The organism is Cupriavidus sp. 01L45 (assembly GCF_056399885.1).
On record NZ_JBFTSG010000029.1, the window covers coordinates 38,422 to 58,151 of the forward strand.

The window sequence follows — 19,730 nt, forward strand, 5'->3', positions numbered from 1 at the left end:
ACCCCGCCGCCATCCGGTGGCGGCTTTGGTCACGCATTGCATACGCGAAGGAGGATCTCCATGCACGCGAAGTCAAAGGCACAACAAATGGCCGCTGGCGCGGCGCTTTCCGCGAAGCGCGGCGACCGGAAGGCAAGTAGCCTGAAAGGCGCCTCGAAATCCATGTTCAGGTCGATGAGCGAAGCCGAGCTGCACGAGATGGCCGCCACGAGGCAAAAGGGCAAGCCGAGCCATACGAGCAAGTCATAAGGCCATAAGGCCATAAGGCGTTCCGCCAGACTCGCCCAGACAAGGACGACACCGCTCCGGGCGAGTCCGGGCCGCTTCACTAATCTGTTGAAACCCGAGCCGGCCTGATAACGCTGGGCGCAACGGCGGGAGATTGCACGAGAAACAGCGCGCAGAGCAGACTGCCGATGCTCAGGAGGGCGATGACGACACCCATCCGCCAGGGTGTACCGTCCGTGCCGACGCCGACCAGAGCCGAGCCGACGATGCCGGCGCCGTACTGGATGGCGCCGGTCAGCGCCGACACGGCACCGGCGCGTCCGGGAAACGTGCTGAGCGCACCGGCAATCGAATTGGCGACGATAAGGCCGGTTGCGGAGACGAGCAGGAAAAGCGGTATCACCAGACCCGCCAGCCCGCCCCAGCCAGTCCGGGCGGCGACTGCCAGCAGAATGCCCGCGATTGCCGCGCCGATGGTACCGGCCCGCATCAGGCGATCGCTGCCAAGCCGGGTCACCAGCCTTGAATTGACCAGGTGGTGATCATGATGCCGGCGATGCCCGCACCAAACAGCACGCCGTAGGCCTGCGGCGATACGTGGTGGCAGGTGATGTACGCGAAAGGCGTGCCGGCGTCAGTGACATGGTTCGATATCCTGCTGCGCACGGCAAACGCGCCGGTACCCGGAAGGCCGGACACCGGCGCGTTGCCGCCACAGGCAAGTCAGCGATCGACTCGCTGCTGGAGATGGGCCGGGTAACGATCACCCGCGACGGTGATCCGTTGCAGTGCCGCCTCGATGACGGACAAATCCTCGGCCGACAGTTCGACGGCGGCCGCGCGGACGTTCTCATTCAGCCGGTGCAGCTTCGTGGTACCCGGAATCGGTGCGATCCACGGCTTTTGCGCCAGCAGCCAGGCGATCGCAATCTGTGCCCGCGTGGCGCCCTTGCCGTCCGCAATCCGGCCAAGTACCTCGACGAGGCCCGCATTGGCCTTGCGGTTTTCCTCGGAGAAGCGTGGCACAACGTTGCGGAAGTCAGTCTTGTCGAACGTGGTGCCCGCGTCGATGGCCCCTGTCAGGAAGCCCTTGCCTAGCGGGCTGAACGGCACAAAGCCGATGCCGAGCTCCTCGAGGGTCGGCAGCACCTTCTCCTCCGGCTCGCGCCACCACAGCGAATACTCGCTCTGCAGCGCCGCCACCGGCTGCACGGCGTGCGCCCGGCGGATCGACTGCGCGCCAGCCTCGCACATGCCGAAGTGCTTGACCTTGCCCTCCCGGATCAGCTCCCCGACGGTGCCCGCCACGTCCTCGACCGGCACGGCCGGGTCGACACGATGCTGGTAGAACAGGTCGATGCGATCCGTCTTCAGACGCTTCAGCGATGCCTCCGCGACGGCGCGGATACGCTCGGGCCGGCTGTCGAGGCCCTTTGTCGAATCGCCGTCCTTGAAGCCGAATTTGGTGGCGATCGCCACCTGGTCGCGAAATGGCGCCAAGGCCTCGCCGACCAGTTCCTCGTTGACGAACGGGCCATAGGCCTCGGCCGTGTCAAAGAATGTGATGCCTTGCTCGAATGCGGCCCGGATCAACTTGATGCCTTCGGACTTTTCAGTGGCCGGGCCGTATCCGAAGCTCAAGCCCATGCAGCCAAGGCCGAGTTCCGAAACATCAAGACCGCTGTTACCAAGTGTGCGCTTTTGCATAATTTCTCTTTTCCAAATGTCGCAGCGGATCGTTGCCGTTGATCGGGCGCTACTGTCACGGCCTTTGCAGGGAGGCCGTAGCTGCGCGGGCAACGCCCGACACGTGTCAGTCGCTATTTGCTGTGGTGGATTGCTGTGGTGGATTCTAGGTTGCTGTACTTCATTCAACAATCCGCTTACCATTTCACAGGGAGTTGAGAGAAATTCATCAATGATGCGCGCTGGCCTGTCCGAACTGACTGCTTTCATGACCATTGCCGAGCAGCGAAGCTTTCGCGCGGCCGCGCGCACGCTGGGCGTTTCGCCGTCGGCGCTAAGTCACGCAATGCGGAATCTCGAAGCGAAGCTGGATGTGCGATTGTTTAACCGGACGACCCGGTCGGTCGCGCTGACCGAAGCGGGTGAACAGCTTCTGCGGCGCGTCAGGCCGGCTATCGCCGATATCGAGGATGCGGTAAACGAAGTCGCGTCAGCAAGCGACCGGCCGTCGGGCTCGATCCGTATCAGCGCATCCGAGTCCGCGGCAAGGCCGCTTGTGCGCCATGTGCTGCCGGACTTCCTGGCGGCTTACCCCGGCATACACGTCGAGTTCATCGTGGACACACGACTCGTGGATATCGTGGCCGACGGTTTCGACGCCGGCATACGGGTTCTGGACGATGTGCCGCGCGATATGATCGCCGTCCGCTTCGGACCTGACATGCGGTTCGCAGCAGTGGCATCCCCGGAATACCTCTCGCGTCATGAGCCGCCGAAAGCGCCACACGACCTGGGGCAGCACCGATGCGTCCGCTTCCGGTTCGAGAGTGGCGCGCTCTACCGCTGGGATCTCGAGCATCGCGGCAAAAGCGCCAGCATCGATGTCGACGGGCCGCTGACGCTTGGCAACCTGAATCTGATGGTCGAAGCAGCGCTGGCAGGTATCGGCATCGCCTGGGTCCCGGAAGATCAGGTTGCGGAGCACCTGGCCTCGGGCCGGCTGATCCACCTGCTGCCGGGATGGAGCCCTTCCTTTCCCGGCTTGTGCCTCTATTACCCGGCTAACCGGCACCCGCCTACCGCGCTGAGGCTGTTTGCGCAGGCGGTGCGCGAGTGGGCCAGCCGTCGGCCGGCGTTGTGACGATCAGTAATGACGATCAACGCGGCCTGGCGCCGGAGATCGTTCACTTCATCGCCCGCTTTTCCGGAACGCGGCAAAGCAGCGGAGGCAACGAGCGTTGCCTCCCCCTTCCTCAATCCGCTGAACTGGCGGGAAGCACCGAAACGCGGACGCTGGTAATGCCCAACGGCTCGCGCCCGGCGGCGCCACGCGCGGCGGAGGGATCGGTCCAGCCTTGCAGCGTGTTGGCCAGCGACCGCAACAGCGCCGTGCCTGCCACGGACGCCTGCTCAAGCCCCAGCAACACTTCGAACGACGCGCTGCGCTCGCCCGCGGCCTGCAGCCGCGCGTCCAGGTCAGCCAGCAGGTTGTAGACGGCATTGCCCATCTGCAGCACGAAGCCGCTCTCCAGCCCGAGCTGCCGGTATTGCGGCCGAACCCACGACTCGACCAGGGTCACGAAGATCACACCGGTTTCGTCGGCATTGATTTCGAATGCGCAATAGCCGACCGGATGCAGGTCCCGCGCGAGGATCAGCCGGTAGAAGAGGACCTGGCCGCAGACCTCGTCGCTATCCATGTCCATCTCGAAGGCCTGGCCGGGCTCCCAGTCCTCGCTGTCAAGGACTTCGCCGGATACAGGCGCGTCGCCGCCGGGCAACGGTACGCCGGCTTCCGCTTCAAGCTGGGCACGCAGGGTTGCCAGCACTTCGTCGCGTCCGGGCGCTTCCGGCGGTTCGGTATAGATGGCAAAACGCTCGCCCTCGGCCGTCCCGGCGAAGTCCGGGCCCATCAAGGGCGACAGTTGCAACGCTAGCGGTTCCTGCAGCGCCTGGCGGAGGGTATCGGTGTTGGTGCGAGCGGTCATGGGCGTAGTGGTGGATGGCGTGTGGTTGGCGTGGCGGCGGTGAACCCGCCTGCGGCAAAAAAGGCAGCGCCGAGTTTGCCATAGGCCAGCCAGCGGAGCCACGATTATCCCGATTCACCCTGGCTTGTCCATTCCGCGGAGAATCCGGTGGCGGCAAACCGCACATGCCGCGCCAGGCGACGGCCGCTGTGCCACAATCCACACCAGCCGCACGCCGGAACTCCCCCACAGAATATCGGCCTTCACACCAGTCAGCCAGGCGCCGCGCGCGGTCCGCTACCGGTGATGTCGTCGAGTCCGGCAGTCTTCAATCCCCACAGAAAAAGGAAGCCGCATGTCGACCCGCCGTCAATTCCTGAAGACACTGCCGATAGCCGTGGCCACAAGCCTCGCGGCCGTTGCGGCGCCGTCCGGCGCCGGCGCGGCCACGCTCGACGAGAAGGATCCGCAGGCCGTCAAGCTGGACTACAAGGCGGACACCCGCAAGGTGGATCAGGCGAAATTCCCCAGGCATGCGGCCAGCCAGACCTGCGCCAACTGCCAGCTGTTCCAGGAAGGCGCCAGTCCGTCGACGGGCAGCTGCGTGCTGTTCGGCGACAAGCAGGTAGCCGCCGCCGGCTGGTGCAGCGCGTGGGAGCAGGGCTGAAGACTGGACGCCATGCCGGCGCCGTCAGCTCTCGGGAACCTTCCCCGCCGATGATGGATCCGCGGCCTGCCCGCGCGGCTCGCTGCGCTCCCGGTCCTCCGCCTCCCATGTGCGCCCCCGTGTGCGCGGGTCGACGGGCAGGCGCTGCTGCATCGCCGCCTTGGCCAGCATATGGGCGCTGATTGGCGCGGTCAGGAACAGGAAGGCGGTGATCAGCAGTTCATGCAGGCTCAGGCCGTTGCCCTGGTTGCTGAAAAACACGACCGAAGCCACCACGACGCCACCGACACCCAGCGTGGTGGATTTGGTCGGCCCGTGCAGGCGCATGAAAAAGTCCGGCAGCCGGAGCAGCCCGATGGCGCCGACGAGCGTAAACACGCTGCCGATCAGCAGCAGCACGCAGGTGGCGAATTCCGCGATTGGGCTCATATTGTCCATTGGGCCTCCCGTCATGGTTAGCGGACCAGTCCGATCCGTCCGGTCACTTGAGTTCGATGATGTCGCCGCGCTGCAGGTACTTGGTCAGGGCGACGGTGCCGATAAAGCCCATGACCGCGATCAGCAAGGCAACCTCGAAGAACAATTCCGAGCGCAGCCAGATGCCGAATACCACGATCAGCGCGATGGCATTGATATTGAGCGTGTCGAGCGCGACGATGCGGTCGGGCAGGCCCGGCCCGCGCACCAGGCGGATAAAGGCGAGCAGGAAGGCGACCCCGAGGATTCCCAGCGAGAGCGGTATTACGACGGCAAGCATTCAAATATCTCCCGTAGCGGCGCCTCATAGCGCGACTTGACCAGCGCGATCAGCTTGGCTTCATTGTCCAGATCGAGTACGTGGACCAGCAGCCGGCGGCGGTCATCGCTGAGTTCGGCGCATAAGGTGCCCGGGCTGAGCGACACGATGCTGATCAGCGCGGACAGCGCCAGTTCATGCTCGACATCGATCGGCACCTGGATAAAAGCCGGGCGCATCCGCGACACCGGCCCCAGCACCAGCAAGGCCACCTCCACATTGGCCACCACGATGTCGATCAGCACGTGCGCCGCCAGGCGCAGCATCAGATCGGGCCGGCCCACGCGCATCGGACGCAGCCAGAGTCCCTTGCCGATCAGGAGCGAGATCGCCCAGCCGAGAAGTGCGCCCAGCGCCCAGTCGGCAGGCGACACCCTGTTTACCAGCAACAGCCATGTCGCCAGAAGCGCCAGGCTGAGCCACGGATGCGGAAACAAGCGTTTGACCATGACCTTAGCTCCCCGCGGCCGGCAGCACCGCGCGCAAGTAGGCCGCGCGGTCGAACAATTGGGCGGCGGTGTCCGCCAGGTACTGGCTCAGCGGCTGCGCGAACAGGACCAGCGCGACGCTGCAGGCCAGCAGGAAGGCGCAACAACCCAGCTTCCAGCCATCCGGCGCGACCCGATGGTAAGCACCGTGGCGCTCGGGATCGTGTTCCTGGGGCAGGCGCCAGAGCAGGCGCGTGCCGGTGCGGCTCACGGCAATCAGCAGCGCCAGGCTGGATAGCAGGACGCCCGGCCACAACACGGCCGCGGCCGGCAACGGCGCGCTGCGCATCACCATGACCTTGCCGATGAAACCCGACAGCGGCGGCAGGCCGATCGCCGCCAGCGCCGCAACCAGGAACAGCGCGCCCGCCAGCCGCGAGCCGTGGACAACCGGGACAGGCTGCCCCACCGAGCCCGCCGGCGGCGCCGGCTCAAGCGCATCCGTCAGCAGGAACAGTGCCGCCGTGCACAACGTGGTACTGAGCAGGTAATACAGCGCCCCCGCCCAGCTTTGTCCGGTCTGCATCGATACGCTGGCCGCCAGCAGCCCGACCGATGCCAGCACGAGGTAGCAGGTCAGCGTCTTCAGGTTGGGGGCGGCAAGCGCCCCGAGCGCGCCAAACCCCATGGTGGCGAGCGCCATCCACCAGACCCAGTCATGCAGGAACGCCGCCAGCATGCCGCCGGGCGCGCCGAAGATCAGCGCGGCGCAACGCAGGATGGCGTAGATGCCCACCTTCGTCATGATGGCGAATAGCGCGGCGGCCGAGCCCGTAGCGCTGGCGTAGGCCTTGGGCAACCAGAAGAGCATGGGGAACAGCGCCGCCTTGAGCCCGAAGACAAGCATCAGCATGGCCCCCGCGGCCGTGGCCAGCGGCACGTCGGCAGGCGGCAACCCGGCCAGCCGGAGGCCCATGTGCGCCATGTTCAGGGTGCCGCTCAGCCCGTACAGCACGCCGATGGCGATCAGGAAAAAGGCCGAGCCCGCCAGGTTCAGCAAGACGTAGTGCATCCCGGCGCCGATCCGCGCGCGCCCGCCGCCATGCACCAGCAAGGCATAGGAGGCGATCAGCAGGATCTCGAAGAAGACAAAGAGGTTGAAGAGGTCGCCCGCCAGGAAGGCGCCATTGAGGCCCATCAACTGGAACTGGAACAGGGCGTGGAAATGCCGCCCCATCCGCGCGTCTCCCCTGCCCGCGGCCACCACGGCAGCCGCGCCCAGCACGGCGGTCAGCAGCAGCATCAGCGCGCCAAGCCGGTCGAGCTGGAGCACGATGCCGAACGGCGCCGGCCAGTTGCCGACGTGATAGACCGGGATGGCGCCGGTGGCTGCCTCCAGGACCATGCAGGCAGCCACCGGCAACAGCAGCAGCGCGGCGGCCGTACTCAGCGTGCGCTGGACCCGGAGCCAGCGCAGCGGCATCGCCACCAGTAAACCGCCGGCGAACATCGGCAGCAGGATGGGCAGGAGGATCGAAAAAGGCAGGCTATGGGTCATGGGCCGTCCGCCTCGTTCCTGCCAGCGCCGCCGGCCTCCTCTTGGCCCGCTTCCTTGCCATCCACATGGTCACTGCCTGTGATGCCAAGCGAGCGCAGCGCCAGCACCACCGCGAATGCGGTCATGGCAAAACCGATGACAATGGCCGTCAGCACCAGTGCCTGCGGCAGCGGGTCGGCATACCGCGCCCCGCTGGCGATGACCGGCGGGCGGCCGCTGGACAGGCGGCCCATGCCCAGCAGGAACAGGCTCACTGCGTACGAGATCAGCGCCAGTCCCAGCACCACCGGGAATGTGCGCGCGCGCAGCAGCAGGTAGATGCCGCAGGCCATCAGGATGCCGACCGTGCCGGCGTAGACGGCTTCCATCAGGCACCCTCCCGCGCGTGGATGCGCTTGTCGCGCACGCCGAGGTGCGACACGATCAGCAAGGTCGTGCCCACCACCGTGAAATAGACGCCGAGGTCGAACAGCATGGCGGTGGCCAGTTCGATTTCGCCCAGCACCGGCAAGTGGAAGTGCCCGAAGGCCGTTGTCAGGAACGGGAAGCCGAACGCCCAGCTACCCAGCCCGGTCAGCCCGGCCACCAGGATGCCGCTGCCCGCCAGCGCGCGGTAATTCAGCGCGATGCGCGCCTCGGTCCACAGCACGCCACTGGCCACATACTGCAGCAGCAAGACCACCGCCGTGATCAGCGCGGCGATAAAGCCTCCGCCCGGCAGGTTGTGCCCGCGCAGCAGCATGAAGACCGCGACCAGCATGGTCAGCGGCAGCATCAGCCGGGCCAGGATGGCCAGCAGCAACGGGTGGCTCTGGCTCGACCACGGCAGCCCGTTGGGCCCCGCCTGCGGCGCCGCCAGGCGCATGCCCTTGAGCAAGGCCTGTACCGCAAGGCCGGCGACCAGCAGCACGCAGATCTCGCCCAGCGTATCGAAGCCGCGGAAATCCACCAGGATCACATTGACCACATTGTGGCCACCGCCACCTTCAACGCTGTTGGCCAGGAAAAAGGCGGAAATCGAATCATAGGGCCGGGTCATCACGGCATATGCCAGGACGGCTAGCAAGCCGCCGCTGCCTAGGGCAAGGCAGGCATCGCGGACACGCCGGGACACCGGCGAGGCGTCCGGCCGGTCGATGGGAAGAAAGAACAAGGCCAGCACCAGCAGCAGGATTGTGACGACTTCGACCGAAACCTGCGTCAGCGCCAGGTCGGGAGCCGAAAACCACGTAAACGCCAGCGCCACCAGCAGCCCGCACGCGCCCAGCAGGATCAGCGCGCTCAGCCGTTGCCTGTGAGCGAGCACCACGCCGATCGCCGTGAGCCCCAGCAGCGCCATGCCTGTCACGGTCATCGCGTCGAGCGGGCCGGGGGGCACCGGGCCGGCCAGCGTGTCCAGATCCGCCAGGAAAGTGGCCGGAATCAGCAGCATGGCGGCCACCATCCACGCCAGGTAGCCTTGCAGCGAGCCGTTCTCGAACGCCCCGGTCATGCGGCCGGCCAGCCGCTCCAGCCAGCCGATGGCCGCCTCGAAGGCATCGCGGGCGTTCAGGTGGAGCATGCGTGCGTGATGGCGATGGAAGGCATCACGCCGGAAGAAGAAAAACACCGAACCGCAGACCATCGAGATCAGGCTCATCAACAAAGGCAGGTTGACGCCATGCCACAGGCTCAGGCTGTACTCCGGCAACGGCCCGCCCAGCGTGGCCAGGGCCGCGGAGGCCAGCAAGGGCCCCACCGTGTACGCGGGGAACAGCCCGACCACGAGGCAGATGGCAACCAGCACCTCCACCGGGATCCTCATGGAACGGGGTGGCTCGTGCGGCGGGTAGTTCGGCAGGTCGACCGGCTTGCCGTCGAAGAACACGCCGTAGATAAAACGCAGCGAGTACGCCACCGTCAGTGCCCCTGCGAAGGTCGCCGCCGCCGGGATGATCCAGTTGAACTCACCGAGCAGGCCTTGCGCCAGGGTCTCGCCAAAGAACATCTCCTTGCTCAGGAAGCCGTTGAACAGCGGCACGCCCGCCATCGACAACGAGGCCACGATGGCCAGCAGCGCGGTATGCGGCATGTAGCTGCGCAAGCCCCGCAGCCGTTGCAGGTCGCGCGTGCCGGTCTCATGGTCGATGATGCCCGCCGCCATGAAGAGCGACGCCTTGAACACGGCATGGTTGAGGATGTGGAACAGCGCAGCCACCGTGCTCAGTTGCGTGTCCAGCCCGAACAGCAGCGTGATCAGGCCGAGATGGCTGATGGTGGAATACGCCAGCAAGCCCTTCAGGTCGCGCTGCAACAATGCCATGCCGGCGCCAACCACCAGCGTGGCCAGGCCGGTGAGGCTGACCATGTAGAACCACCAGTTGGTGCCATCCAGCACCGGATAAAGCCGGGCCAGCAGGAAGACGCCAGCCTTGACCATGGTGGCGGAATGCAGATACGCCGAGACCGGCGTGGGTGCCGCCATGGCGTGCGGCAGCCAGAAACTGAAAGGAAACTGCGCGGACTTGGTGAACGCCGCCAGCAGGATCAGCGACAGCATCAGCGGATAGAGCGGGTGCCGTTGCACCGTGCCTGCCTGCGCCAGCACATCGGACAATTCCATGCTGCCGCAAATGTGGCCGAGCAGCAGCACGCCGGCCAGCAAGGCCAGCCCGCCCCCGCCGGTCACCGTCAGGGCCATGCGAGCGCCCTTGCGCGCGTCCGAGCGATAGGACCAGAAGCCGATCAGCAGGAACGACACGATGCTGGTCATCTCCCAGAACACCGCCAGCAGCAGCAGGTTGCCGGACAGCACGACACCGAGCATCGCCGCCATGAACAGCAGCAACAGGGAGAAAAAACGTACGGTGGATTCGCTGCGCGGCAGGTAATAGCGCGCATAGAGAATGACCAGCAGCCCGATGCCCAGCACCAGCAGCACGAACACATACGCCAGTCCGTCCAGCCGCAGGCTCAGGCTCAGCCCGATATCCTCGATCCAGGGCTGCCGCCAGACGATGGCGCCGCCATCGGCCACCCGGCCCCGCGCGCTGAGCAGCAGGCCCAGGCCCGCTAGCGGCGTGGCCACCACGATGGGCGCGGCCAGGCCACGGGCCAGACGCCGGGCCAGCGGCATCAGCACCGCGGCGAAAAGCGGGAGCGCAATCAGCCAGACCATCAACATCGGCCACCTCCGGGCGCCGGGCCAGCGATGCGGCTGGACAAGCTGTTCGCGGCGAGCACCACCATGGTCATCACTCCCTCCTGTGTGGCCGGCACCGGTGGGGTGCGGGCTGTTGAACGGGAAAGCGCTTCAGGTACCGGTCGTTGCCTCGCCCCGGCTGACGACAACCACCGGCACTTGCGATTTGCCGAGGATCGTCGTCGCGACGGAACCGAGAATGGCATTGGCCAGCGCACCGCGCCGCTTGGAGCCCACCACGATCGCGTCGGCATCCAGTTCGGCCGCCAGCCGCATGATCTCATGCGCGGGGTCGCCAGTGACCCAATGTCGATTCATCGTGCTATCACCTCTCATCCAATGCACGCGGCCACGATCCGCGCATGCGAACCGGTCGTCCGGCGCCAGCCGGCTGGCGCTCGCGCCGCCGGCAATCATTTTGCGCTACAACCGCCCGCCCTCGCCCGCGCGCGGCTGGCAGGCACAAAGARTTCAGATCTGTCTCAAAAATATTCAAAACGGCGCGCTACCTGAGCGTGGCCACGTTTCGCGGCCTGTCCGCAAGGTGCTGCCGGGCGACGGTAGTCCTGATCGCGCATGGGCGCAATGAATCACCCTTCTTACAATAACGCCCGTGTCTTCCTGCCGTCCCGATCACATTGGCCGGCCCCGCCGGAACTCAAATAGGAAAACGAGGGTTGAATGCACAAGTCAAAGCGKGCTAGCCCATGGCCGTAAAAACCAGGCCCGCTATGCCGAGCCCCACCGCCGCCAGCGCATCGCCCGCGATCAGCCCGCCGCCCACCAGCGACGTCGTGCTCATGTCCTCGGGCAAGGGGTCAGGCGTGCCCTTCGACCCCGGCAGGCTATTGAGCACGCTGGCCACTACCCCGCCCAACGCGAACCACGCGGAGGTGGGGAGGTTGACGAATCCGCCAAAGGAGGACGCATAGGGCGACGGCAACACCACGGTATCGAGCAGGAAGTCCGCAATGCGTCCAACCCTGCCGGCCTGGATGAAGCGCTGATAGCGCGCCCCCGATCTGACCAGCAAGCGCAGCAGCGCCGTGGCAAAGCCCAGGGCGATGCCGAGTGCCACCGCCGTGCGCTGGTGCGGCAGGTCATCGGTCAGGCCACGCAAGGCGCCTACGATCTTGTACGTCATGGCCGATGCCCAGCGATGCGGCTGATCGCTGGCGGCAAGCGCGGTCTGGTCCAGCGCCAACTCGGGATAGGCACCCATGAACAGCCTGGCGAACAGCACCGCCAGCACCGCGCCAGCGACAATCCCCGCCACCTGGAAGCGAAACTGCAAGGTGCGATTGGTTCCGAGCCGCCAGCCGGTGGAGCGGTCCTGCTGCATATCGCACGCCTCGCTGGTCGATACCAGCAACACCGTCGCCGCGATCAGCCCCACGTGCGGGTCGCGCAAGCCAAACGCGGCCATCAGGATCACGGAAAGCACGAAGGCCGAGGAAATCGGGTTCTGATCGACCATGCCGACCGAGATGCCATTCACCATCGCGAACACAAACACCAGCAGCACCGCCAGCACCAGATAGCCCGCGGGCTGGTGGAGCAGCCCCGCACCAACCGCCACGATGGCGGCGCCCCAGAACAGCACCCACGCCGCCAGCCGCCACTGGCTGCCCCGCGATGGCCCTACCGGCCCGGGCATGCCGCTGCCACGCAGGCGCCGGTGCTGCCGGTACGCCTTGAACAGGATCAGCGCGATATCGACCAGCGCCGCGCCCATGATCATCCCGAGCGCGATCAGGAAGGTAATCTTGCGAAACGGCTCGCCTGGCGCCAGCCAGCCGATCGAGACGAAGAACGGAATCAGCGCCCAGCCCGCCAGCCCGGCCACCAGCGCGGCAAGGCCGATGCGCGCGCCGACGATCATGCCGGCGCCGAAGGTGGACGCCGACAGGTCGATGGCGGCAAGCCGATCGATCCGGACCGCGCCGATACCGCCGACAATGCCCAGCACCGTGCCGCCGGCCAGGCGGGACAACGACCGCCGGAGCAGCACCGGATCGGTCAACGCGCGCAGGATATTGGCCACCGCCAGGCCGGACGGAAAGGTGAGTTGCAGGCGGTCGACCAGGATCGGGGTGTACAGCATGCCCACGCCCACCCCGAACATGCCGACGCAAAGCATGTACAGCATCAGTTGCCACAGCGGCGGCTCGGGCATGCCCATCCAGGTCATCGCCTGGATCACAACGGCCATGCCGCTCATGCCGGCCACCGACGACGCAATGGTCTGGATATAGTTCGCCCCGTGGCGCCCTTCGGTGCCGTAGCCAAAGGTCACCGTGGAGCCGAGAATCCCCGCCAGGACCTGCCCGCCCACGAAGAAGCCGAGCGAGAAGTTCATATAGGCCGCGGCAATCCCGCCGAGCGGGCCGAGCACAAAAACCCCGACGGCGCCGAGCAGCGCGTAGTACCGCCATCCGCCCTGCTCCGGCAGCCAGGCCCAGCGCCGGCCAGTGCCGTCGCCGCCGTAAGCTGGCGGCAAGGGTGCCGGCTCGGCATGAGCGCGCGATGCGGCGTCTTGCGGTGGCCTGCGGGCTGCCGTCATTGGCTCCCCCATGCGCGCCTGGCGCATCAGTGGCTGCTTGGCGCGAAGGAAACAAAAAGTGCCGTGAGGCAGAGGCGGCCTGCTGGAGAGACAACCGCGCCTGGGCTGGGGAGATGCTACCGCAACCGGGGTAGCGCGAGGCGTGCGTTCGTGCGCAAGGGCACCTTATGCCGGCCCTACCAGGCTACACAAGGCGGCCCGCAAAAAAGACCGGACACGAGACGTGTCCGGGAACCCATTTGCTGACTCAGATCGTGTCACTAATCCGAGAATCTCAAATGATACGCATTATCATTTAAAAGTTCAAGAATAAGCCAGCTTACCCGCCCGGCTCAGCCCTCAGGCGGCCACAGCCATGTGCCGCGCCTGGCCCGCGCGATGGCGCCCGAACCGGAGCATGGTGGCGCCCGCGATCACGGCCGGGATCCCCACCAGGAGGAACAGCGCCGGCATCGTCAGGCCCAGCGACAGCATGGTGCCACCACCCACCGATCCCACCACCGAGCCCATCCGGCCGACCCCATTGGCCCAGGCCACCCCGGTGGCGCGGCAATCGGTGGGATAGTAGGCTGCGGACAGCGCGTTGGCACCGACCTGCGAACCGGAAACGCAGAACCCGGCGGCGAACACCGCCAGGCCCGCCAGCCAGGGCGCGGCGGTCAGGCTGCCAATGGCCGCCACAAAGATGCCCGCCAGCGTATAGCTTGCCGCCAGCACGTAGTGCGGGTTGGCGCGATCCATCAGCCAGCCCAGCACGATGGCGCCGAGGGTGCCGCCCACCTGGAACATCGTGGTGACCAGCGCCGCGGTCTTGAGCGAGACGCCGGTCGTACGCAGCAGCGTGGGCAGCCAGCTGGAAAGCAGATAGATCACCAGCAGGCTCATGAAGAAAGTGAGCCACAACAGCAGGGTGCCCCGCACCAGCTCGGGCTTGAACAGGTGGGCGGCCGGCGAGCCGGGCATGCGCTTGTCCGTGACCACGATGCTGCCGGGCGCAATCGGCTCGCCCGGCGCGATCCGTTGCAGCGTAGCGGCAACCCGCTCCGGCTGCTTGCCGCTCATCACCAGGTACCGGACCGACTCGGGCAGTTTCCACAGCAGGAATGGCAACAGCAACAAGGGCAGCACGCCGCCCAGCAGCAGCACCGAGCGCCAGCCGTGTTCCTCGATCAGGCTCGCCGAGGCCAGGCCGCCCAGCGCCGAGCCGATGGTGAAGCCGCAGAACATGGTCGTCACCAGGAAGGAGCGCCGCTTGGCCGGGCAATACTCCGAGGTCAGCGTGATCGCGTTGGGCATGGCGCCGCCAAGGCCGAGGCCGGTCAGGAAGCGCAGCGCCACCAGGCCCCACAGCGAGCCGGAGAAGGCGGATGCCAGGCTGGCGATGCCGAAGAACAGCACGCAGAAAACAAGGATGGTCTTGCGCCCGAAGCGGTCGGCCAGCGGGCCGAACAGGAAGGCGCCCGCCATCAGGCCGGTCAGCCCGGCGCCAAACAGCGGCGCRAGGTGSSCGGGCGWGAGCTGCCAKTCGGCRCGGATYGCCGGCGCGATAAAGCCGATGGCGGCSGTATCGAASCCGTCGATGGCGACGATCAGRAAGCAGAGYACGACGATGCCGACCTGAAACGCCGACAAGGGCTGGCGGTCGATGAACTCGGTGATACCGATGGATGGTTGGGTGGGCACGGCTGTCTCCTTCATTGTCTTTCGAGGCGGCCGATCTGCTGTCGGCTCGCCCTTGGTGGCCTTCCCGGCCTTCTCTGGCTTTCTCCGGCTTTCGTAGCCGGCTCTACCGCGCCCCTCGCAGGCAGTCCTCGGCACGCCAGCCGTGCAGCCATTGCAGCGCGTCGTAGAACTGCTCCTGCGTCCGTCCCACCCACAGCGAATTGCGAACCAGCCGCTCCACGCCCTTGGCGTGGTAGAGCCGGCCCATCTCGCGGGCGGAGTACAGCACCCGTGCCGTGCGCGGGATGCGCACCTTCTCGTACAGCGCGAAGGCCGCCTCGAAGTCGCCGTCGCTGGCCTCGATGGCCGCGCCCAGCGTGACGGCATCCTCCAGCGCCTGGCAGGCGCCCTGCGCGAGGTACTGCGTCATCGGGTGCGCGGCATCGCCCAGGATGGTGGCGCGGCCAAAGCTCCAGCGCTCGACCGGATCGCGGTCCGCGGTGGCCCAGCGCCGCCAAGAGCTCGGCCGGTCCAGCATCTGGTGCGGACGGGCATGGATCCCTTCGAAGTACGACAGCACTTCTTCCTTGCTGCCATCGCGCACGCCCCACACTTCCTGCTCGCGGCTATGGAAGGTGACCACGAGGTTGTACTGCTCGCCCCCGCGTAGCGGGTAATGCACGAGATGGCAGTTGGGGCCGGCCCATACCACCGGCGCGTTGATCCGCAGGTCGGCAGGCATGTCGGCCACGTCGACCACGGCGCGGTACACCACGTGCCCGGTCACGCGCGGCTCGTCGCCCAGCAAAGCCTGGCGCACCGCCGATTTCACGCCGTCGCAGCCAATCACCGCGTCGGCCTGGTGCCGCTCGCCGTGCTGGTCGATCACGGTGACGCCGCGCTCGTCCTGCTCCAGCGCGCACACCGTGGTCGCGGTGCGGAACTGGATCAGCGGGTGATCCTGCACGGCTTCCAGTATCGACAGGTGGATGTCGGCGCGATGGATCACGGCATAGGGATTGCCGAAGCGCTCGCGGTAACGCGCGCCCACGTCCACCTTGGCCACTTCGGTGGCATCGATGGCGTCCATCATCATCAGGTAGTCGGTAAAGACCGAGCGCTTGCGCGCGGCTTCGCCCACGCCCAGCGCATCGAGCGCGGCAAAGGCGTTGGCGCCGAGCTGGATGCCGGCGCCGATCTCGCCGATTTTCTCCGCCTGCTCCAGCAATTCGACGCCGATGCCCTGCCGGGCCAGCGCCAGCGCGGCGGCCAGGCCGCCTATGCCGCCGCCCACGACGATCACCTTGCGGTCCGTGCTGCGAATGGTATTCATGATGGTCTCCTTGGGTGCGCGCGTCGGGACAAAAACGCCCTGGGGCACCCCATTCGGTTAGCGCGCCGTGTAGTCCGGCTGCCGCTGAGGTTCTGCCTGCCGGAAGGCCCGGTGCTCGCTGGCATGGCGGTACACCGCCATGGCCCGCTCGAAGCCGCTGGTATCGCAGCCCATGCGCTGCGCGTTGGCGATCTGCGGCACCAGGCAGCAGTCGGCCAGCGTGGGCGCCGCCCCGAAGCACCACGGGCCGCGCCCGTGCTGCGCGAGCAGCCGCTCCACCGCGCCCATCCCTTCATCGACCCAGTGCCGGTACCAGGCGTCTTTCTGCTCCGGCGATACCCCGAGCGTGTCTTGCAGGTAACGCAGGATGCGCATGTTGTTCACCGGATGGATGTCGCAGGCGATCACGTTGGCCAGTTCCAGCACCCGGGCGCGCAGTTCAGGCTCTCGCGGGATGAGTCGCGGCTCCGGGTGGTGGGCATCGAGATAGTCGATGATCGCCATCGACTGGCCGAGGTGGAAATCGCCGTCGACCAGCGCCGGCACCACGGCAGACGGGTTGATCGCGGCCACGTAGTCCGCGGCGCGATGCTCGCCGACGCGAATATTGACCGGGTGGTAGTCGTAAGGCAGGCCCTTCAGGGCCAGCGCGATGCGCACGCGGTACGAAGTGGAACTGTTGAAGAAGCTATAGATCTGCACGGCGCAGCCCTCGCAAAGATGAATCAGGCCACCCGCACCGACAATTCGCCAAGGCGCTCCACACCGGCGACCATCAGGTCGCCCGGCTTGACGGCCCCGACTCCCTCGGGCGTGCCGGTGTAGATCAGGTCGCCCGGTTCCAGGCGGAAGTACTTCGACAGATCGGCAACGGTCTCGGCCACCGACCAGATCAGGTGCGTTACGTCGCTGCGCTGCTTGTCGGCGCCATTGACAGTCAGCCAGATCGCGCCCTGCGCGAAATGCCCGGCGGCGCTGGCCGGATGGATCGGGCCGATCGGCGCCGAGGCGTCGAAGGCCTTGCCGATTTCCCAGGGGCGGCCCATCTCGCGCATCTTCATCTGCAGGTCGCGGCGGGTCATGTCCAGGCCCACGGCATAGCCCCACACGTGTTCCAGCGCCTGTTCCAGCGGAATATCCGAACCGCCCTTGCCGATGGCGACGACCAGTTCGGCTTCATAGTGGTAGTTGGCGGTCTGCGCCGGATAGGGCAGCGTCAGGGTCTCGCCATAAGCTACCGGAATCACCGCGTCGGCAGGCTTGCAGAAGAAGAACGGCGGCTCGCGATCGGGATCGAAGCCCATCTCGCGGGCATGCGCCGCGTAGTTGCGGCCCACACAGTAGACGCGGCGCACGGGAAACTGGTCGCTGCTGCCCACGACCGGAATGGCCACGGTAGCGGGAGGTGCAATAACGAAAGACATGGGAAACCCTCACACGGAAAGAATGGATGAAGCCTTGCAGGGCGGGCACGCGCCGCGTTCCGCCCCCGGGCAAAAAAGATCAGGTGCGTTCTTCGCGCAGCAGGTTGAGCGCGGACAGCACCGGACGATCGGAATAGCTGAACAGCACCGTGTCCCCGACCGAAGCCAGTTGCACGGGCTGCCAGGACGGCACCACGAAGGTGTCGCGCGGCTCGAACTGGAACTGCGCTTCGCCGATGCGCACGGTGCCGCGCCCCTCCACCACCGAATAGACGGTGGCGTCGGTGCTGCGATAGGTCTTGCCCTGGAAGCCGGCCGGCAGGTACTGCATGAAGGTCGCCATGGTCGGCATCGGCCAGCCGCCGGTTGCCGGGTTCACGTAGCGCAGCTTCACGCCGTCCCAGGCATCGAGTTCGCCATTGCGGTAGAGCTGGTCCAGTGCCTCGCGGCTGCGGGCGTACGGGTAGCTGAAGATTGGCGAAGTGGGATCGGTGACGCGGTGGCGCACCGGCAGCATGTTGTGGCCGAAGCGGGCAAAGCTGTCGCCCTCGGGACGCAGCACCGGCTGCGAGGCTTCGGGATAGTTTTCGGCAAACCCGGCGTCCAGGTGCTGCAGCAGCGGGATATCCAGCCCGTCGAGCCAGACTACCGGCTCGCCGCCGTCGGCCACGGCTGGGTTGCCGTGGTCGTGCCACGTCCACGATGGCGTGATGATGAAATCGCCTGGATGCATGGTGGTGCGCTCGCCGTTGACGGCGGTCCAGGCGCCGCAGCCTTCCACGATAAAGCGCAATGCGGACTGCGTGTGGCGATGGCTGGGGGCGATCTCGCCGGGCAGGATCAGTTGCAGTCCGGCATAGAGGGTGGACGTGATGCTCGACTTGCCGGGCAGACCGGGATTCTCCAGCACCAGCACGCGGCGCACGGCCTCTTCCGCGCTGATGACCTCGCCAGCCTGCATCACCAGCGGACGGATCTCGGCGTACTTCCAGATCGCCGGCTGCGCCTGCGGGCGCGGCTCGCGCGGCACCAGCGCGTGCAGCGATTCCCACAGGGGGGCGAGATGGTTGCGGCCGATGCGGCCGTAGTACGCCGAGCGATCCGCGTTCTTGCTTGCGTCTGACATGCTTGTCTCCGGGTCCTTCGCCCTGCGGGGCGGGGAGCAGCCACGGCGGGCTGCGGGCTGTGGGCTTCGATGGAAGATTTATACGCCTGGAGATATACCTTGTAAAATAACCAATTCCTCTTATCCATATCGATATGGATATAGCTCAAAGGGAATACCCTGATGGATTGGACCCAGCGCCTCCGGTTGCGCAACTTGCAAATGCTGCTCAGCCTGGCCCAGACCGGCAATATGAGCCAGACCGCCGTGGCGCTCAGCACCACGCAGCCGGCCCTGTCGAAATGGCTCAAGGAACTCGAAGACGATATCGGCCTGCCGCTGTTCGAGCGCCACGCACGCGGGCTGCGTCCGACGCCCTACGGYGAATCGATGATTGCGCACGCCAGGCGCATCGAGGCGCACCTGGATAGCGCCCGCGACGACATGCAGGCCATGCGCGAAGGCGGCGCCGGCCTGGTCGTGATCGGCACCTCGGGCGCCTCTGCCGCCGATACCGTGCCGCTTGCCGTCACCTCCCTGCTGCAGCGCCTGCCGAAAGCCCAGGTCCGGCTGGTGGAAAGCACGATGAACCTGCTGATGGCGCAACTGGCGCGGGGCGAGRCCGACATCGTGGTGGGACGCTCCGCCCCGGAACTGCAAGACGGGCAGATGCGCACCGAGGCGCTTTACATGGAGCCGATCCATTTCGTGACGCGCCCGCGCCACCCGCTGTTCGAACTGGCCGAGCCCGCCTGGGGCGATCTGCGTGCCTACCGGTGGATCGTCTGGCCGCGCGGCACGCCCATCCGCAACACGCTGGAATCGGCGCTGAACGCGGCTGGCGAGAGCATGCCCGGCGACTGCGTGGAGTCGAACTCGGTCATCCTCAACCTGACCTTGCTCAACCACAGCAATATGGTCGGCGTGGCCTCGCACCGGACCGCGCGCCGCCTGGAACAGCTCGGCGCCCTGCGCATCCTGCCCTTGCGCCTTGCCGGCTTCGGCTCGGTGTCGATGTACTGGCGCGACGATGGCTTCGGCCGCACCGCCGTGAGCGCCGCGCTCGACGCCTTGCGGCGCGCGGCGGTCCGCTCGGTCGACGAACACCCTGGCGACGCGGGCAACTGACGCC

Annotated in this window: 19 protein-coding genes and 1 pseudogene; 4 read left to right on the forward strand and 16 right to left on the reverse strand. The window is 66.6% G+C overall.

Going from position 1 to position 19,730, the window contains the following annotated elements; all coding sequences use genetic code 11:
* The first annotated feature begins 60 nt into the window (after positions 1-60).
* Positions 61-249 carry a DUF3008 family protein gene (locus AC1DT6_RS20295; RefSeq protein WP_441629036.1) on the forward strand — a complete coding sequence of 63 codons (189 nt, stop codon included), beginning with the start codon at positions 61-63 and terminating at the stop codon, positions 247-249.
* Between the two features lie 79 nt (positions 250-328).
* On the opposite strand, the pseudogene AC1DT6_RS20300 reads toward AC1DT6_RS20295, so the two are convergent.
* Together AC1DT6_RS20300 and AC1DT6_RS20305 are read right to left on the reverse strand one after the other, a co-directional pair.
* Positions 329-861: pseudogene (locus AC1DT6_RS20300) on the reverse strand (MFS transporter); the annotation flags it as partial.
* Between the two features lie 90 nt (positions 862-951).
* Entirely contained in the window at positions 952-1,935 is a 984-nt protein-coding gene (locus tag AC1DT6_RS20305) for an aldo/keto reductase (protein WP_441629038.1), read from the reverse strand.
* 211 nt (positions 1,936-2,146) lie between these two features.
* Between AC1DT6_RS20305 and AC1DT6_RS20310 the strand changes: the two genes are divergently transcribed.
* Positions 2,147-3,055 (forward strand): LysR family transcriptional regulator, encoded by a 909-nt coding sequence (locus AC1DT6_RS20310; RefSeq protein ID WP_441629098.1) that lies wholly within the window; start codon positions 2,147-2,149, stop codon positions 3,053-3,055.
* 112 nt (positions 3,056-3,167) lie between these two features.
* Here AC1DT6_RS20310 and AC1DT6_RS20315 read toward each other — a convergent pair whose 3' ends face one another.
* Positions 3,168-3,902 (reverse strand): hypothetical protein, encoded by a 735-nt coding sequence (locus AC1DT6_RS20315; protein WP_441629040.1) that lies wholly within the window; start codon positions 3,900-3,902, stop codon positions 3,168-3,170.
* Positions 3,903-4,236: 334 nt separating this feature from the next.
* On the opposite strand from AC1DT6_RS20315, the gene AC1DT6_RS20320 reads away from it, so the two are divergent.
* Positions 4,237-4,548 (forward strand): high-potential iron-sulfur protein, encoded by a 312-nt coding sequence (locus AC1DT6_RS20320; RefSeq protein ID WP_441629042.1) that lies wholly within the window; start codon positions 4,237-4,239, stop codon positions 4,546-4,548.
* A gap of 24 nt (positions 4,549-4,572) precedes the next feature.
* Here the strand turns inward: AC1DT6_RS20320 and AC1DT6_RS20325 are convergent, their stop codons facing one another.
* The 13 genes from AC1DT6_RS20325 to gtdA form a co-directional block, all read right to left on the reverse strand.
* Entirely contained in the window at positions 4,573-4,977 is a 405-nt protein-coding gene (locus AC1DT6_RS20325; protein ID WP_441629100.1) for a Na+/H+ antiporter subunit G, read from the reverse strand.
* A gap of 52 nt (positions 4,978-5,029) precedes the next feature.
* Positions 5,030-5,305 carry a K+/H+ antiporter subunit F gene (locus AC1DT6_RS20330; RefSeq protein WP_276286515.1) on the reverse strand — a complete coding sequence of 92 codons (276 nt, stop codon included), beginning with the start codon at positions 5,303-5,305 and terminating at the stop codon, positions 5,030-5,032.
* Positions 5,290-5,793, reverse strand: coding sequence for a Na+/H+ antiporter subunit E (locus tag AC1DT6_RS20335; protein ID WP_441629045.1), 504 nt, complete (start codon positions 5,791-5,793; stop codon positions 5,290-5,292). The genes AC1DT6_RS20330 and AC1DT6_RS20335 overlap by 16 nt, the downstream gene beginning before the upstream one ends.
* Positions 5,794-5,797: 4 nt before the next feature.
* Positions 5,798-7,330: a monovalent cation/H+ antiporter subunit D gene (locus AC1DT6_RS20340; RefSeq protein ID WP_441629047.1), complete on the reverse strand. Its 1,533-nt coding sequence runs from the start codon at positions 7,328-7,330 to the stop codon at positions 5,798-5,800.
* Positions 7,327-7,698 carry a Na+/H+ antiporter subunit C gene (locus AC1DT6_RS20345; RefSeq protein WP_441629049.1) on the reverse strand — a complete coding sequence of 124 codons (372 nt, stop codon included), beginning with the start codon at positions 7,696-7,698 and terminating at the stop codon, positions 7,327-7,329. The genes AC1DT6_RS20340 and AC1DT6_RS20345 overlap by 4 nt, the downstream gene beginning before the upstream one ends.
* Positions 7,698-10,493, reverse strand: coding sequence for a monovalent cation/H+ antiporter subunit A (locus AC1DT6_RS20350; protein ID WP_441629050.1), 2,796 nt, complete (start codon positions 10,491-10,493; stop codon positions 7,698-7,700). The genes AC1DT6_RS20345 and AC1DT6_RS20350 overlap by 1 nt, the downstream gene beginning before the upstream one ends.
* A 129-nt stretch (positions 10,494-10,622) precedes the next feature.
* On the reverse strand, positions 10,623-10,829 hold the full coding sequence (locus AC1DT6_RS20355; protein WP_441629052.1) for a universal stress protein: 207 nt from the start codon (positions 10,827-10,829) through the stop codon (positions 10,623-10,625).
* A 382-nt stretch (positions 10,830-11,211) separates the two neighbouring features.
* Entirely contained in the window at positions 11,212-13,074 is a 1,863-nt protein-coding gene (locus AC1DT6_RS20360; RefSeq protein ID WP_441629054.1) for an OPT/YSL family transporter, read from the reverse strand.
* 339 nt (positions 13,075-13,413) lie between these two features.
* A complete protein-coding gene (locus AC1DT6_RS20365; RefSeq protein WP_477114829.1) occupies positions 13,414-14,757 on the reverse strand; it encodes an MFS transporter in 1,344 nt (447 codons plus the stop codon).
* A 103-nt stretch (positions 14,758-14,860) separates the two neighbouring features.
* Positions 14,861-16,069 carry a 3-hydroxybenzoate 6-monooxygenase gene (locus tag AC1DT6_RS20370; RefSeq protein ID WP_441629058.1) on the reverse strand — a complete coding sequence of 403 codons (1,209 nt, stop codon included), beginning with the start codon at positions 16,067-16,069 and terminating at the stop codon, positions 14,861-14,863.
* Between the two features lie 57 nt (positions 16,070-16,126).
* Positions 16,127-16,771 carry a maleylacetoacetate isomerase gene (maiA, locus tag AC1DT6_RS20375; protein ID WP_441629060.1) on the reverse strand — a complete coding sequence of 215 codons (645 nt, stop codon included), beginning with the start codon at positions 16,769-16,771 and terminating at the stop codon, positions 16,127-16,129.
* Between the two features lie 23 nt (positions 16,772-16,794).
* A complete protein-coding gene (locus tag AC1DT6_RS20380; RefSeq protein ID WP_441629062.1) occupies positions 16,795-17,493 on the reverse strand; it encodes a fumarylacetoacetate hydrolase family protein in 699 nt (232 codons plus the stop codon).
* Positions 17,494-17,572: 79 nt separating this feature from the next.
* Positions 17,573-18,619, reverse strand: coding sequence for a gentisate 1,2-dioxygenase (gene gtdA, locus AC1DT6_RS20385; protein ID WP_441629064.1), 1,047 nt, complete (start codon positions 18,617-18,619; stop codon positions 17,573-17,575).
* A gap of 162 nt (positions 18,620-18,781) precedes the next feature.
* Here gtdA and AC1DT6_RS20390 point away from each other — a divergent pair, with 162 nt between their 5' ends.
* Positions 18,782-19,726, forward strand: coding sequence for a LysR substrate-binding domain-containing protein (locus AC1DT6_RS20390; RefSeq protein ID WP_477114830.1), 945 nt, complete (start codon positions 18,782-18,784; stop codon positions 19,724-19,726).
* Positions 19,727-19,730: the final 4 nt, after the last annotated feature.

Coding starts and splice junctions, on each gene's coding strand:
- AC1DT6_RS20310 (WP_441629098.1), top strand. CDS start 2,147: ATGATGCGCGCTGGCCTGTCCGAACTGACTGCTTTCATGACCATTGCC.
- AC1DT6_RS20335 (WP_441629045.1), bottom strand. CDS start 5,793: ATGGTCAAACGCTTGTTTCCGCATCCGTGGCTCAGCCTGGCGCTTCTG.
- AC1DT6_RS20315 (WP_441629040.1), bottom strand. CDS start 3,902: ATGACCGCTCGCACCAACACCGATACCCTCCGCCAGGCGCTGCAGGAA.
- AC1DT6_RS20320 (WP_441629042.1), top strand. CDS start 4,237: ATGTCGACCCGCCGTCAATTCCTGAAGACACTGCCGATAGCCGTGGCC.
- AC1DT6_RS20370 (WP_441629058.1), bottom strand. CDS start 16,069: ATGAATACCATTCGCAGCACGGACCGCAAGGTGATCGTCGTGGGCGGC.
- gtdA (WP_441629064.1), bottom strand. CDS start 18,619: ATGTCAGACGCAAGCAAGAACGCGGATCGCTCGGCGTACTACGGCCGC.
- AC1DT6_RS20355 (WP_441629052.1), bottom strand. CDS start 10,829: ATGAATCGACATTGGGTCACTGGCGACCCCGCGCATGAGATCATGCGG.
- AC1DT6_RS20380 (WP_441629062.1), bottom strand. CDS start 17,493: ATGTCTTTCGTTATTGCACCTCCCGCTACCGTGGCCATTCCGGTCGTG.
- AC1DT6_RS20330 (WP_276286515.1), bottom strand. CDS start 5,305: ATGCTTGCCGTCGTAATACCGCTCTCGCTGGGAATCCTCGGGGTCGCC.
- AC1DT6_RS20345 (WP_441629049.1), bottom strand. CDS start 7,698: ATGGAAGCCGTCTACGCCGGCACGGTCGGCATCCTGATGGCCTGCGGC.
- AC1DT6_RS20360 (WP_441629054.1), bottom strand. CDS start 13,074: ATGACGGCAGCCCGCAGGCCACCGCAAGACGCCGCATCGCGCGCTCAT.
- AC1DT6_RS20350 (WP_441629050.1), bottom strand. CDS start 10,493: ATGTTGATGGTCTGGCTGATTGCGCTCCCGCTTTTCGCCGCGGTGCTG.
- AC1DT6_RS20340 (WP_441629047.1), bottom strand. CDS start 7,330: ATGACCCATAGCCTGCCTTTTTCGATCCTCCTGCCCATCCTGCTGCCG.
- AC1DT6_RS20305 (WP_441629038.1), bottom strand. CDS start 1,935: ATGCAAAAGCGCACACTTGGTAACAGCGGTCTTGATGTTTCGGAACTC.
- AC1DT6_RS20325 (WP_441629100.1), bottom strand. CDS start 4,977: ATGAGCCCAATCGCGGAATTCGCCACCTGCGTGCTGCTGCTGATCGGC.
- AC1DT6_RS20295 (WP_441629036.1), top strand. CDS start 61: ATGCACGCGAAGTCAAAGGCACAACAAATGGCCGCTGGCGCGGCGCTT.